The organism is Bradyrhizobium sp. SPXBL-02, from assembly GCF_051853065.1.
GTDB lineage: Bacteria > Pseudomonadota > Alphaproteobacteria > Rhizobiales > Xanthobacteraceae > Bradyrhizobium.
Genome location: NZ_CP182474.1, coordinates 3,057,038 through 3,069,947 on the forward strand (window position 1 = coordinate 3,057,038; position 12,910 = coordinate 3,069,947).

20 protein-coding genes are annotated in these 12,910 nt (G+C 63.5%); 12 read left to right on the forward strand and 8 right to left on the reverse strand.

Annotation, left to right across the window (positions count from 1 at the left end):
- Positions 1-55 precede the first annotated feature (55 nt).
- Both ACNJYD_RS13880 and ACNJYD_RS13885 read left to right on the forward strand, forming a co-directional pair.
- Entirely contained in the window at positions 56-259 is a 204-nt protein-coding gene (locus ACNJYD_RS13880) for a type II toxin-antitoxin system HicB family antitoxin (protein WP_439366662.1), read from the forward strand.
- Positions 190-474: a type II toxin-antitoxin system HicA family toxin gene (locus ACNJYD_RS13885; RefSeq protein ID WP_439366663.1), complete on the forward strand. Its 285-nt coding sequence runs from the start codon at positions 190-192 to the stop codon at positions 472-474. The genes ACNJYD_RS13880 and ACNJYD_RS13885 overlap by 70 nt, the downstream gene beginning before the upstream one ends.
- On the opposite strand, the gene ACNJYD_RS13890 is transcribed toward ACNJYD_RS13885, so the two are convergent.
- Entirely contained in the window at positions 464-1,630 is a 1,167-nt protein-coding gene (locus ACNJYD_RS13890; protein WP_439366664.1) for a GNAT family N-acetyltransferase, read from the reverse strand. The two genes, ACNJYD_RS13885 and ACNJYD_RS13890, sit on opposite strands and share 11 nt — an antisense overlap.
- A gap of 328 nt (positions 1,631-1,958) precedes the next feature.
- Between ACNJYD_RS13890 and ACNJYD_RS13895 the strand changes: the two genes are divergently transcribed.
- Positions 1,959-2,387 (forward strand): YeeE/YedE family protein, encoded by a 429-nt coding sequence (locus tag ACNJYD_RS13895; protein ID WP_439366665.1) that lies wholly within the window; start codon positions 1,959-1,961, stop codon positions 2,385-2,387.
- Between the two features lie 5 nt (positions 2,388-2,392).
- A complete protein-coding gene (locus tag ACNJYD_RS13900) occupies positions 2,393-2,860 on the forward strand; it encodes a DUF6691 family protein (protein WP_172782917.1) in 468 nt (155 codons plus the stop codon).
- A gap of 145 nt (positions 2,861-3,005) precedes the next feature.
- On the opposite strand, the gene ACNJYD_RS13905 is transcribed toward ACNJYD_RS13900, so the two are convergent.
- Both ACNJYD_RS13905 and ACNJYD_RS13910 read right to left on the reverse strand, forming a co-directional pair.
- Positions 3,006-3,338, reverse strand: coding sequence for a hypothetical protein (locus ACNJYD_RS13905; RefSeq protein ID WP_172782918.1), 333 nt, complete (start codon positions 3,336-3,338; stop codon positions 3,006-3,008).
- A gap of 103 nt (positions 3,339-3,441) precedes the next feature.
- Positions 3,442-3,846: a hypothetical protein gene (locus tag ACNJYD_RS13910; RefSeq protein ID WP_439366666.1), complete on the reverse strand. Its 405-nt coding sequence runs from the start codon at positions 3,844-3,846 to the stop codon at positions 3,442-3,444.
- 151 nt (positions 3,847-3,997) lie between these two features.
- Between ACNJYD_RS13910 and ACNJYD_RS13915 the strand changes: the two genes are divergently transcribed.
- Complete coding sequence (locus ACNJYD_RS13915) at positions 3,998-4,222, forward strand: hypothetical protein (protein ID WP_439366667.1); 225 nt, start codon at positions 3,998-4,000, stop codon at positions 4,220-4,222.
- A gap of 224 nt (positions 4,223-4,446) precedes the next feature.
- Here ACNJYD_RS13915 and ACNJYD_RS13920 read toward each other — a convergent pair whose 3' ends face one another.
- The gene (locus ACNJYD_RS13920) at positions 4,447-4,689 is read right to left on the reverse strand and encodes a PilZ domain-containing protein (RefSeq protein WP_172782921.1); all 243 of its coding nucleotides are present in this window, start codon (positions 4,687-4,689) and stop codon (positions 4,447-4,449) included.
- Positions 4,690-4,883: 194 nt separating this feature from the next.
- Here ACNJYD_RS13920 and ACNJYD_RS13925 point away from each other — a divergent pair, with 194 nt between their 5' ends.
- Positions 4,884-5,177, forward strand: coding sequence for an HdeA/HdeB family chaperone (locus ACNJYD_RS13925; RefSeq protein ID WP_212257992.1), 294 nt, complete (start codon positions 4,884-4,886; stop codon positions 5,175-5,177).
- Between the two features lie 103 nt (positions 5,178-5,280).
- Here ACNJYD_RS13925 and ACNJYD_RS13930 read toward each other — a convergent pair whose 3' ends face one another.
- A complete protein-coding gene (locus tag ACNJYD_RS13930; protein ID WP_439366668.1) occupies positions 5,281-5,745 on the reverse strand; it encodes a PaaI family thioesterase in 465 nt (154 codons plus the stop codon).
- A 364-nt stretch (positions 5,746-6,109) separates the two neighbouring features.
- Between ACNJYD_RS13930 and ACNJYD_RS13935 the strand changes: the two genes are divergently transcribed.
- Together ACNJYD_RS13935 and ACNJYD_RS13940 are read left to right on the forward strand one after the other, a co-directional pair.
- On the forward strand, positions 6,110-6,406 hold the full coding sequence (locus tag ACNJYD_RS13935; protein WP_172782924.1) for a hypothetical protein: 297 nt from the start codon (positions 6,110-6,112) through the stop codon (positions 6,404-6,406).
- A 100-nt stretch (positions 6,407-6,506) separates the two neighbouring features.
- Complete coding sequence (locus ACNJYD_RS13940) at positions 6,507-6,764, forward strand: hypothetical protein (RefSeq protein ID WP_172782925.1); 258 nt, start codon at positions 6,507-6,509, stop codon at positions 6,762-6,764.
- Positions 6,765-6,794: 30 nt separating this feature from the next.
- On the opposite strand, the gene ACNJYD_RS13945 is transcribed toward ACNJYD_RS13940, so the two are convergent.
- Positions 6,795-6,983: a hypothetical protein gene (locus ACNJYD_RS13945; RefSeq protein WP_172782926.1), complete on the reverse strand. Its 189-nt coding sequence runs from the start codon at positions 6,981-6,983 to the stop codon at positions 6,795-6,797.
- A gap of 245 nt (positions 6,984-7,228) precedes the next feature.
- Here ACNJYD_RS13945 and ACNJYD_RS13950 point away from each other — a divergent pair, with 245 nt between their 5' ends.
- Complete coding sequence (locus tag ACNJYD_RS13950; RefSeq protein WP_172782927.1) at positions 7,229-7,486, forward strand: DUF2798 domain-containing protein; 258 nt, start codon at positions 7,229-7,231, stop codon at positions 7,484-7,486.
- Positions 7,487-8,122: 636 nt separating this feature from the next.
- Here the strand turns inward: ACNJYD_RS13950 and ACNJYD_RS13955 are convergent.
- Both ACNJYD_RS13955 and ACNJYD_RS13960 read right to left on the reverse strand, forming a co-directional pair.
- Positions 8,123-8,293 (reverse strand): hypothetical protein, encoded by a 171-nt coding sequence (locus tag ACNJYD_RS13955; RefSeq protein WP_212257997.1) that lies wholly within the window; start codon positions 8,291-8,293, stop codon positions 8,123-8,125.
- A 156-nt stretch (positions 8,294-8,449) separates the two neighbouring features.
- On the reverse strand, positions 8,450-8,650 hold the full coding sequence (locus ACNJYD_RS13960; protein ID WP_172782929.1) for a hypothetical protein: 201 nt from the start codon (positions 8,648-8,650) through the stop codon (positions 8,450-8,452).
- 1,047 nt (positions 8,651-9,697) lie between these two features.
- Here ACNJYD_RS13960 and recA point away from each other — a divergent pair.
- The 3 genes from recA (at position 9,698) to ACNJYD_RS13975 (ending at position 12,883) form a co-directional block, all read left to right on the forward strand.
- Positions 9,698-10,786, forward strand: a complete 1,089-nt coding sequence (gene recA / locus ACNJYD_RS13965) for a recombinase RecA (RefSeq protein ID WP_027577058.1) — start codon at positions 9,698-9,700, stop codon at positions 10,784-10,786.
- A gap of 107 nt (positions 10,787-10,893) precedes the next feature.
- Positions 10,894-11,874: a hypothetical protein gene (locus tag ACNJYD_RS13970; protein ID WP_439366669.1), complete on the forward strand. Its 981-nt coding sequence runs from the start codon at positions 10,894-10,896 to the stop codon at positions 11,872-11,874.
- A gap of 10 nt (positions 11,875-11,884) precedes the next feature.
- Positions 11,885-12,883 (forward strand): hypothetical protein, encoded by a 999-nt coding sequence (locus tag ACNJYD_RS13975; RefSeq protein ID WP_439366670.1) that lies wholly within the window; start codon positions 11,885-11,887, stop codon positions 12,881-12,883.
- Positions 12,884-12,910: the final 27 nt, after the last annotated feature.

Sequence of the window (12,910 nt, forward strand, 5' to 3'; positions counted from 1 at the left end):
TGAGAAAGTTGAATCTGTCGTCAGCTTGGGCAATTGTTCGGGGCGCGAGGACAATATGAAGATTAAGATTGTCATACACGAGGCGGAAGAGGGGGGCTTCTGGGCCGAAGTCCCGGCCATCCCTGGTTGTGCCACGGAAGGCGATACCATGGATGAGCTCATGGCAAATATTCGCGACGCGATTGAAGGATGTCTGTCGGTCGAAGTAGCGCCGCCGGAGCCGGGTGGCATCGAACGGATTTTGGAACTGACGACGTGAAATCCGTCTCTGGTCGGGAGTTCGCGCGTATCGTCGGACGACACGGCTGGAGTTTACTTCGCGTCAGCGGCAGTCATCACATCTACGGCAAGCCGGGCAGCATCGTCCGGCTCTCCGTTCCGATCCATGGCAATAAGCCCCTAAAGACGGGGTCCTGCGTCATCTCGTCAAGATGGCTGAGCTATCGGACGACGATCTATAGCCTCACTTCCTGATCAAATGAGCCGCGTATCGGGCCGCCGCGTAGGCGATCTTGTGCGTCGCGAGCGCTCCATGAACCAGCGTCACGACCGGGTCGTGCCGCCGCAGCGGGATCAGCACGTCCCCAATTGCAAGGCGTCCGCGCCAGATCGGGTTGATCATGGGATGATCGGCATTTGCCGTCGAATCCGCGCTGGCGATGGCGGGATCGGCGCAGAGATGGCGGGTGAGGTCCAGCGTCAGCTGCACGCCGGGCGAATATCTTGCAAAGCGCTCGTCGATGCCGAGCTTGAAGAAGAAGGCGCGATCCTGGTGGCGCAGCACGATGCCGGCGGCAATCGGGGTCGCGCCGGCGCGAAGCGTGACGATCTCGCACTGTGCAGCCTCTGCCAGCGCCGGCACGGCGCGGCGGATGAAGGTTGCGTCGCCCGCGTGCTGAACCAGCGCGGTGCCGCGCTTGCCCTTCCAGCCGCTGGCTTCGAGCTGCAGGAAGCTTTCGAGCGCAGGTCCGATCTCGTCGGAGCTGCGCGCAATCTTGAACACGACAGGGCCGTGCTCCTCGAGACGGTGGCGCTGTCGCCGCAGCTCCTTGAGCTTCTTGGCGCCGAGCGCGTCGCGCAACAGCATGTCCCCATCCTGCGTCGCATCGAGGCTGGCGCGGATGTAGGAGCTGAGGATTCTCGGCTTCAGGCCGTCGCGCTCAAGCACCTGCTTGACCGATGCCATGGCCGCGCCGTCGAGGGCGACGTCGGTCAGCACGAGCGCATGCGCGCCGGCCTCGCGTGCCTGCTGCAGCAGACGCGCGGCGGCCTCGAGCGGAGCGTCACGGTCGAGCAGCGGGCTGCACAGCGTGCCATAGGGATGCGCGCTCACCAGGGCGGGCAGGGGAATCTTCCAGGCGCGCCAGAGCGAGATCACCGGCATCAGGCCGATCAGCCGCGCCGAAGAGTCGTGTGCGGCCAGAGCCGAGGCATCCGTGCGACCGCGCGCCGTTGCACTGACGGCCAGCTCCCAGGCGGGCAGATAATATCCGTTCGGCTCGATCGCCCGCTGCGCCAGCGCGCGCCATTGGCCGGTGTCGACGGCGGCAATCGGGACAGGCGCGCGCGCCATCGCGACATCCCTTGCCGATGCCGGATTGATCGCCGCCTGATGCGCGATGTCGACCACGTCCCGTCGTCCCCGTTCGCGCGAGCTGAGCCCGTGCTACCGGGCATTGCTTAGCGCAAAGATTGGAAAATACCGTTGGGACGCCGCTGCAATTCGAGCGGTAGTGTTAACATTCCATTCAGCATCCGGCCGGGGGTGATCCCGAAGTTTCAGGGCGGTCGCATGTGACTTTCCTGAGGAATCGTGACCAGTCTCCCGGCACTCCCGCCGTCTTGCGAAGGCGAGAGTCCGACTTGCCGGCGCAGAAGAGGCGGTACAGAATCTCCAGCACTGCGCGGACTTCCGGTCTCGCGCTTGCCTGCGAAACTACCTCGTTCGGGAGAGGCTCATGGTCTCGACATCATTTACGCCGATCGCGTCCCTTGTTGGCGGTGCGATGATTGGCCTCGCGGCCGTTCTGCTGATGTGGGCAACGGGCCGGATCGCCGGCGTCAGCGGCATCGCGGCGCGGCTGTTTCCGCCCTATGAGGATAGCGAATTCGCCGGGCGCCTCGCCTTCGTGGCCGGTCTCGCCGCCGCGCCCGTGCTGGTGCTGCTCGTCACGGGAGGTCTGCCGGAGCAGACGATCGCGGCGGGACCGGCTCTCCTGATCGTCGGCGGATTGCTCACGGGGTTCGGTTCGGTGTGGGGCAGTGGCTGCACCTCCGGCCACGGCGTTTGTGGCCTGTCGCGGCTGTCGGTGCGCTCGCTGGTCGCGACAATGACCTTCATGGCCGCCGGAATGGCCACCGTCTTCGTGATGCGGCACTGGAGCTGATCGCCATGGCAATCCTCGTTCAATTCGCGATCGGGTTGATCTTCGGCATCGGCCTCATCGTCTCCGGGATGTCGAACCCCGCAAAGGTGCTGAACTTCCTGGACATCGGCGGCATTCCGGCAGGGACATGGGATGCGAGCCTCGCATTCGTCATGGCGGGCGCGGTGGCGGTGACCTTCGTCGGATTCAACCGCGTCCTGAAGCTCGCGCGTCCGCTCTTCGCCGACCGATTCTATCTGCCGACGCGGCTCGACATCGATCCCAGGATCGTTGCAGGTCCTGCGATCTTCGGCGTCGGCTGGGGGCTGGTGGGCTTCTGTCCGGGGCCGGCGCTGACCGCGCTCGGATTTGGCTCGCTCTCTGCCGTCATCTTCGTCGTGGCGATGTGCGCCGGCATGGTGCTCGCCCGCTTCATCGCTCATCTGCCGTCATTGACGCGCCTCGTCACACCGGCCGATCCGCTCGAAACCTGAAGTCACGCCAGAGAGCCGTCATGGACCCCAGAGGCACACATCAAGCTCGGCGGTTCCAGCAGCCCGACATCGGCGGTTGGTTCGGTCGCACGAACGGGACCGGGCGAATAGTCTCGTCCGGTCCCAACCATCAAGCCTTCATCGATCACCAGCGGTCGTCGACACCGACGCCGACGCTGACGCCGGGCGCGCGAATGCCGACGCCGGCGCGCGGGCCGTCATCCCAATCGCGATGATAGGTCCGGCGCTCGTAGTAGCGCTCGCGCGGCATGTAGTTGTAGGAATCGCGCACGATCACGCGCGAACCGCCGCGTGTGCGATAGCAGCGGCCATCCTCGTCGCAGACAAGTCGCACCTGCTGCACGAGATCCGGATTGGTGTACTCGCTGCTCGTATAGATATCGGAAGCCTTCGCCCCCGAGGCGGCGGCCAAAGCACCCACGCCAGCCAACAGCGCAATAGTCAACGTCCTCATCATGTCCTCCTCGAAACTGCCCTCGGCGGTAACAAGAAGGGGAGGCGGTGATCGTTCCCGGTCGCGGTACTGGTTTTTCCCGGAACCTTGTCGTCAAGGCGGGTTCCTAGATCGGCTCGTAAGTCTCCGTCCCGCAGATGTCGTCGGCGTCCGCGCGCCGGCGGTCCACGACCTTGCCGCCGTTGATCGTCACGATGTAGGTCCGGGCGCCGAGCGACGTGCCGGTCGCCGAGGTGAGCTGCGCGCGGACGCACGCGGTCCAGCCCGGTCCTCGCACCTCACGATGGGGCGGGGCGACGTGCACCTCGCGCGGATAGGATGTTGCGAGAAAGACGACGTCGATCTGCTCGCGCACCACGCGCTTGACGTCGGGGGGCGCTTCCGGCGGCGGCTGCTCGGCCTCCTTCATGCGCATGAACTCCGGCACCGGAGCGCGGCTGTCTGCAAAGCCGCAGGCACCGAGCGCCAGCGCGCCGATGAGCAGCGCCGCATGAGCAATGATCCGCAACATCCGTGGAGGTCCCCTGCGGGCCAACAGATAGGCACGAACGCGATCCGACGAAGTCCCGGTCGATCAAGTTTTGCTGAAGTCTTGGAACCCGCAACATTGCTATTCCGCGATTGCGGGCTAGTTTGTACCCCACGCGAGGGGGATTGCTGCAATGAGGATTTTGGTCATCGCGGCCGCCGTGCTGGCACTGACGGTCGCATCAGTGCAGGCGCAGGGCCGGCGCCAGCCCAATGACGGCGCCAAGCCGATCGACAACAGTCCCAAGGTCGACGAGAAGGCCTACAAGGCCGCGCTCGAGCGAATTCCCGAACCCAAGGAGAAGTACGACCCCTGGGGCGGCGCCCGTCCGGGTGAACCTGCCAAGAAGCCGAAATGACGTGAGGTGGATGGCGCGGACCTGTATTTCGGTTTCGGAGAAGCGCCGTCGCTCGTGTCGCGCACGACCGATCGTCCCGGTGGACGATTTGTTGCGGGGTCATCATCGATCGCGCTCGCGGTCGTCACGCGCGTGATTGCGAACCGCGTTGGTGCCGCCGTCGTATCGAAGCAATCATGATCGTGTTGTGCATGTGATGCGAACGTTCGTTCACATCGCGCCTGCTATTGCACGAAAGCGAGGCCGACGCGCTTGTCGCTGCGCCAAACTGTGCGACAATGCTTTACGAAATGGTCGCACGCGATCGAGAGCGTGACCGATTGCGGCAACATGACGGGAGTGTCGAGGTCGATCGCCGCGCCGCCCGCCGACATGTTTCGCACCGTGCAAGCAATGCCGCTGTTTTCAAAGGTGATCTTTCCGCCCTTGAAAACACGATGACGTTGCGATGTGCGCTTCTCAATCATCCGCGTCAGTCCTGCCGAGGATTATGAAGTAGTGCATAGAAATTACGTTGAACTAAACTCAATACTGGCGCTACTTGCGCGGCGTTTCAGACTTTGTTTACGACGTTGGAGCGGCGAGCCGCTCCAACGAACCTGCCTAAAGAGCCTACCCAAGAGCCTTTCCTTTATGGCGTGACGCGCCGATGGAGATATTGATGAAGACTTCGCTTTCGCTTCTTTTCGCCGCAGCGCTCTCGCTGGCCGCGATGCCCGCTCACGCCGCCAAGTGGGACCTCTCGACCATGTCCTGCAAGCAGTTCCTGGAGAGCGGCGAGGACAACATCGCGGTCGTGCTGACCTGGATGGACGGCTGGTACAAGGGCGACGAAGACAACGCGATCATCGATACCGACGTCTTCATCGCGAACGCCAAGAAGTTCGGCGCCTATTGCGGAAAGAATCCGACCGTCAGCGTCGTCACCGCCGCCGACGAGATTCTCGGGAAGTGACGTCGCCGACGCGAGCGCGAACGCGCTTCCTGTCCCGACACGATTGCATCGAGAGCCGCGTCGAGCTTTGCGCTCCGCGCGGCTCTCTTGTTTCAGGACGCGTTCACCCCCGCAGCATCGCGAACGCGCTCGACACCATCGCGGCCGGCTTGCCGTCGGCGGCCGAGAGCAGCGTGACGCGGCCAAAGCTCATGGTGCGCCCGAGCCGCACCACGCGCGCGTCCGCCAGCACGTCGGACGCGGAGATTGCGCGCATGAAATGCGTGGTCTGGTCGACCGTTGTCATGGAACGGTAGCCGCGATTGGCCGCGAGGATCGCGATCACCATCGCGGTATCGGCGAGCGCCATCAGAGCCTGGCCGCAGACCACGCCGCCGTTCCGGCACAGCCGCTCCGAAAACGGCATGCGCAGCAGCGCGCCGGGCTGCCAGTCCGCAACGTCCGCGGGCGGCGCATGCTCGAGGCGCTCGACCGCGAGGTTGAGATCCTGGACCCAGGGCGCAAAGACCTCGCCGAGGATGCGTCTGGCGTCGTCGAGGCAGAACTCCGCTTCTGGCTGCGTTTGCATTGCTGTCGCGCGCTCCTGTGTTACTGGATGTTTCGTCGCATTGTGCGCGCATCGGCGAGGCAAAGTCACTCGGTCTCGCGCCGGCCGCCTCGGCTTGAAAATGCCTGACTTGGCCCGATATGATGCCTCGCTTGGGTAGGGTTGGATGATGTTGCGTCGCTGTGTCCTCGTCTTTTGCATGGCCGTGCTCGGTCTTGGGCTGGGCGGGTGCACCAAATGCGGTCCGATCTGGGACGACTGGCTGCATGCGCCGAAATCATGCAGATCGGATCGGCTCTAGCGGCCCTCCGGGTCGTGACCGGGCTGACAAGGATGACACGGCGCGGGGCGATCCGCGCCTCATGGAAGATCTAAGGAGTGAATGATGAAGCTTTTCCGTTTGGCCGCGGTACTGGCCGTGCTGGCGGGACCTGCCTACGCGCAAATGCCCAATGTCAATTTGATGCAGGATCTCCCCAGCAAGTCCCCGGAGGAGAAGGCCGCCGAGGCCGAGCGTGACAAGGCCTACAAGGAAACGCTGAAGAAGATTCCTGATTCCAAGGCGTCCAGCGATCCCTGGGGCGGCATGCGCGCCGATCCGCCGAAGCAGCCGGCGGCCCCGAAGGCGTCAGCCGCAACCAGTGCGCCGAAGAAGTCCAAGAGCGGTACGGCCGCCAACTGACCCCGTTCCGGGGAGGCACGAAGTCTTTCCGACGGGACTCCTCTTGATCCGGCCTGCGCCCTACATTGTCCGTAGCGTAGTGCGTTGAGGAAGGCAGGACATGGCCGATCGTCCGCGGGATCTCGCCGAGCGGATGGCGCGCCGGCGCAAGGCGGCCGGCAAGCCGGGGCCGACCGCGCGCGGCGATGGCTATCTGCGCGAGACTTTTACGCTGCCGCGCGCGGCGGCGCGGGAGAGGGCGCAGGCCTTCTTCGCCCGCTATCCCAAGGCCGGCTATATGAGCGAGGTCGAGACCTGGCGCGAATTGCCGGGCGGCGAGATCGAGTTCACGATGCGGCGGCTGCCCAGCGCGGACTGATGCGCTCTATGGCACATGAGGGCGAACGGTTCAGGCCGTCTTTCGCCCGATCGCCTTCAGCTCCCGGTCGATGCGCAGTTGCACGCGCCGGATCGCCAGCAGGTCGATCCTGGTCTCGGTCTTGCCGGTCTTGATCTGGTCGCCGATGCGGAACTGCCATTGCCAGATTCCGGGAATCGCCGTCTTGGCGATGGTGAACTCGACGCCCCTGTGATTCATGGTCACCTCCCACGATTCACCTTCATGCCTGCAAACATGTTGGTCGTCGCAATATTCCGCAGGCAAGGAAAATCTGTCGCCGGCCGCACGCGAACGGCGCTCGATCTCCGTGGTTCTCCGACCATGAACAAAGTTCCTGGGGCTCGGCGAGCCCACAGCGTGGTTCCGACCCGGCCCGGATCTGCTTCAGCTTGACGGCATGTGCCTTGCTTGCCTGATCGCGGGCAAGCAACCATGGGCCCCTCATGCTCGGCATTCCCCGCCGCTACTCTCACTTCGTCTTCGGCATCATCCAGTCCGGGCTGACCTCGCTGATCGCGGCGGGAATCGCGAGCTTTCCGGCAGGCAGCCCGGTGCTCTTCGTTCGGCACTGGATGGTGTCCTGGCTGATCGCATGGGCCGCGATGCTGCCGGTCGTGCTATTGGCGGCGCCCGCGATCCGCGCCTTCGCGCTGCGCCTGACCCGCGAGGAGCGGGAACCCAGCGCCGGCCGGCAGGCATGAAAAGGCCCCGCCTGGGGAGAGCCAAGCGGGGCTGAGAGTTGTTGGAGGCTGGGTGCTGGGCTGCAACACCATAGCCGAATGACCCTAGCCGGCTGAGCTTACGGCAGCCTGACAGGCGAACGACCGGGAGGAGCGTGATCGAAAGGCCGCAGACTGGCCCCGTACCGGTCCCAATTTCGACATCCGTCCGCACCACTGCGGACACACCCGTCGGCAAGATTTTCATCCGTTCGGCGCAGCCATGGGGGAAACGTGGCGCGCCGACAACGGGGTGGCATCATGGATAACGTAGAGCGGTCATTTGCCGCCGCGACGGCGGCTGGCTTCGTGGTGCTGGTGATAGGCCTGATTCTTCTGGCGCTGCTGTAGACGGGATCGGCGTGCCGGGCGGCTCGCATCGATGGGCGCCGGCGCTGCCGCCTTTCAAAAGCGGGAAAACAACCCCATGCACAGTAGGGTGTCGGGCAATTTCCTCGCTCGGCCAATAGGTTACGAGTAGTATTTAGATACCTTGGAGGCCCGCGGTTGCGGCAGCCGACTGGCGCTGCCGGGGTCGGGGATCCCGCCCTAAACCGCGGCTGGCGCCCCGTCGCGGGGCGGACCTCGACCCGCTCCGGAAGCCGGTCCTGGCGGTGCCTAGTGGACCTTGATCTCGTTCAGCGGCAGATGGAGCTCGGCGGCGCGCTCTTCGCGGTCCTTCCTGCGGAACTCGTTTTCCTTGCGCTCGAACTTCACCATCTCCTCGTGCGCCGCCTCCAGCAGCGGCTTTCGCCTGATCGTGTCGTGGTGCGTGTCGTTGTCCGTCATGAGCTGAGGTCCCCAAAAGTTGCGGTCCCATCCCCACAGAAAACCGGAGACCGCGAAAAGGTTCGGTGCCGCAGGATTACGGAAACATGACGGCGCGCCGGCCGCGCGTCGTTGATGCCGATCATATTCGCTTTGCCCAACCCGGCGGAGGCCCGGCTATTTCGGCGGCTGAAGCCCCGGCGATTTGACCCAATCGCTCAGATGATTGGCAACGTCGGCCTGGCGGGCCTTCTTGAGCAGCGCGTCCCGCTCCGGCCCGGGAGGAAGCTTGGACGCTTGCTCGCGGATCTGCTTCACCCATGCGGACAGCCGGTCCTGAAGGGTCAGCTGCTGCTTGAAACGTCGTCGCTTGAACATGGCGCGCTCTTTCCGTGCGAGGAGGCGGGAGCGCGAGGTGAGCGTTCTCATCACCGATAGTGGCCAAGATCCGCGCGGTGATGATGCATTAGGATCCGGAAATGGATCCGCGTCTGTTCAGTTGTGCACTCAGTGCAAAGCGGGGAGGGTGACGATCCAGCATGGCTGATTTGTTGGGCCGCAGAGGTCGGCTCCATCAACCAATGGGGCCGGCTCGCGAGGCGGCCCCAGGTCATCCCAGGAGCTTGTCAAAAGCCACCAAGGCACCGAATGCGGTTGCGGTGACGGCGAGGAAGGCCACGAAATACCATAGGCGATGCATGAGCGGATAATCCGGACGCTCCGCGATGGTTCATGCCGGCTCGACCAGCTCCCATCATTTGGTCAGCGCTTGCTGCACGTCGGCTGATTTTTGCGGCACCAAGGTTCGGGATTCTTGCAATCACCCGGATCGAATGCGGACGGCGCCCGGGCCGCCAACTGAGGCGGCCTTACTGCCGTTGAATGATGCTGGGAGCGAGATTCCCGTCGGCCTTGGGCAGCCCTTCGTCGTCTATCCGCTCCTTGAGATCGGCGGCCCTCTCAATGAAGCCAGCCGCCACTGCTGGGTCGGAGCTCGTCTTGGCCAGCTTAAGTAGCGTCGCTGCTACTTCTCGGGTGTTCTTCGTAACCACGGCATTCCCTACATGGATCAAGTGCAGGGAAGAGTCTGGAACAGCCAATTCCGTTCCGATGCTCGGTACAAAAATGCACGCAAGCGATAGGAGGCCTCAGCTCCGGGGCTGGCACCGAGCTGAGGCCTTCGTGTCACCGTCACGTTGTCGAGGCGTGAGGCTGCTATCAAGTCACCTGCCAGAGCCCTAGTTCCGGGAAATCAGGGCACTCGGTATTTCTACCTAGGACACCGGGGGCACATACGGACAGCAGCAAAATCCACAAAGAACATATTGCGAACTGAGAACAAATGGGGTACATTGGTTTTATCGCCGAGCTGCCTCGCAACCGTTTGTCCCTCACGCGAATCCTCGCCATAAGGAGCACGACCCAATGTCCGCAACTGCCCTGCGTATCGTCGAAGGATCTTCCATGGACAAGAGTAAAGCTCTGGCCGCCGCGCTCTCCCAGATCGAGCGGCAGTTCGGCAAGGGCTCGGTGATGAAGCTCGGCAAGAACGACCGCTCCATGGATATCGAGGCGGTGTCCTCCGGCTCGCTCGGGCTCGATATCGCGCTCGGCATCGGCGGCCTGCCGAAGGGACGCATCGTCGAGATCTACGGGCCGGAATCCTCGGGCAAGACCACGCTCGCGCTGCATACGGTGGCGGAAGCGCAGAAGAAGGGTGGCATCTGCGCCTTCATCGACGCCGAGCACGCGCTCGATCCGGTCTATGCCCGCAAGCTCGGCGTCAACATCGACGAGCTCCTGATCTCGCAGCCCGACACCGGCGAGCAGGCGCTGGAGATCTGCGACACCCTGGTGCGCTCGGGCGCCGTCGATGTTCTGGTGGTCGATTCGGTGGCGGCGCTGGTGCCGAAGGCCGAGCTCGAGGGCGAGATGGGTGACGCGCTGCCTGGCCTGCAGGCCCGCCTGATGAGCCAGGCGCTGCGCAAGCTGACGGCCTCCATCAACAAGTCCAACACCATGGTGATCTTCATCAACCAGATCCGCATGAAGATCGGCGTGATGTACGGCTCGCCGGAAACCACCACCGGCGGCAATGCGCTGAAATTCTACGCCTCCGTCCGCCTCGACATCCGCCGCATCGGTGCGATCAAGGAGCGCGACGAGGTGGTCGGCAACACCACGCGCGTCAAGGTGGTCAAGAACAAGCTGGCCCCGCCCTTCAAGCAGGTCGAGTTCGACATCATGTACGGCGAGGGCGTCTCCAAGATGGGCGAGATCCTCGATCTCGGCGTCAAGGCCGGCATCGTCGAGAAGTCCGGCGCCTGGTTCTCCTATGACAGCCAGCGCCTCGGCCAGGGCCGCGAGAACGCCAAGGCGTTCCTGAAGGGCAACCCCGACATCACCGCCAAGATCGAGACCGCGATCCGCCAAAACTCCGGTCTGATTGCCGAGCAGATTTTGGCCGGCACGCCCGAGCGCGACGCCGACGGCGAGGAGCCGGCGGACGAGTAAGCCTCGACCAGCGGAAAGTTTTTCGCGAGGAGCGGGCACTGAGGACGTTGAGTTGCCGACGTCTTCGGTGCCCGTTTCGTTTTGCGTTGCGTTGATCAGGTGGTGCGATGAAGCGTCTGATCTTGACTGGCTGGGGCGGCGGGAGGGAGCTTGCTCAATCGGGGTTGGCCGAGATCGTCATCCCGTTCCATTTTCAATTTGAGTGGGGGCCGCTCCCGCGCGAGGAAAAGCTGTCGGCTTATTTGGCTGCCTACACCGCAGAGCTTGGTCATGCCGAACATTGGTCGGATTGGGTCCGCTGGCCCCGCGGCGCCAAGGGCCGCAAATTGTCGCTGGCTGAATTTTGCGAGCCGTACGACGAGATCGAACTCTGGTTCGGAGCGACTGCCCGCGACCAATTGCAACTGGTCTGGTTGCTCGATCACCTCGGCAACCATCCTGCATTGGCGCAGAAGGTCGGGCTGCGATTGCTGGACTCCGACCTGTTTTTCGGCCCCGAATATGATTTCGCCGAGGGCGAACGCTATATTACCGTCGGGGATATCGGTGCGGAGGAGTTCGAGATTGCCAAATTGGCCTGGTCGGCCTACCGCGCGCCGACCCCGGAGCCCTGCATCGATCTGCTTCACCGCGATCTGAGCGCCTTGCTGATGCTGCGGCCAGCCTTGCTTCAGCTTCTGGCAGAGCTCCCGTCGCCTTTGACAGGGCTAGGCGCGACCGAGATTCGATTTCTGGAGATGCTCGACTGGTTTGCAAACACGAATCCGTTGTTCCATCTACGCTCGCTACGGGGCACTTACGTGTGGGGTGAGGTCGAACTGGGATATTTGCTCGAAGGCCTTGCCCTCGGCCCCAAGCCAGCCGTGGCCGGGCTGGGCGACGAATTACGCACCATCGATCTTGGCAATCTCAGAGCCCGGCACGAAGTTTACCTTCGCAGCCGCTTGTCGCTGACCGAATTCGGTAAGGCTGTCGTTGCCCATCAGGAGGATTTCAGCCGTTACAATCCGATTAATCGCTGGTGGGGCGGCACGCATCTGACCAACGACAGGCTGTGGCGCTACGGCGCTGTCCTGACGAAGCCCTGAGGGCGACGGCGTGACGCGGCTCATTGTGACGACAGATTCGTCCGCCGCCGGCGCCTTACAAGGGGCGGGCTTAGCCGACCTCGTCATTGCGATCGAGCGTCGCTTGGTCTGGGGACCGCCGCCCTCCGAAACGGAATGCGAGGCATTTTTCTCCCCGCGCATGACTCAGCCAAACGGCCTGCACTGGCTCGACGATACGCCGGTTTGGCGCCAGGAAAGGTCTGGCATCAAGGGGCGCGGACTGATCGAGCTGTTTTCAGAGTATGACTCGGCCGAACTAGGGATGGGGCCAGAGCCGAACGCACAATTACTTCTGCTCTGGCTACTCGACCATTGCGGCATCGAGGACGCGGCACTTTCCAAGCTCGCGATACGTCACCTGGACCTTGCCGTGGGCGATGTCGCGCCGGAGCAATTGGCCAAGATGAATCCGCCCATCGTCGAGATCACGCAAGATCACGTCGAACTGGCCGGTCGCGCGTGGCAGGCCTATCGCGCGCCGACGCCGCAGGCCTGGTTCGATCTCCGCGAAGCGGACTTGCGCCTGCTTCCGCGGCTCGGGCGTTGCGTCGTCGCCCTGCTCGAAGAGCTTCCAAACGTGACCAGCGGCCTTGGGGCCACGGAGACGCGGATACTGGAATTGATCGCGCCGGGTGAGGTACCGCCCTTTGACGTCTTCCCGGGATATCAGAAGCCCAACGAGCGTCGCGTCTTCGATTACTGGGAGGTGGGCGCGTTGCTTGATGGACTTTCGCGATGTGAGAGGCCAGCGGTCGCTGGACTGGACGAAGGCCCGTTTTCCCTGGAGATGCACGAGAATTCAAGCCGCCTCCAGCGGTACAAGCAATCCCGCTTGTCGCTCACCGAGTTCGGCAAAGCGATGCTTGGCGGCGATGAAAATTTTTGCCGGTGCAACCGTATCGATCGCTGGTGGGGCGGCACCCACCTGACCAACGACCGGCTGTGGCAGTGGGACCCCGAGGCCCTCTCACTCATCGCGCCTGATTAGTGCGTACCTGTTCGCTCAGAGTGTTCT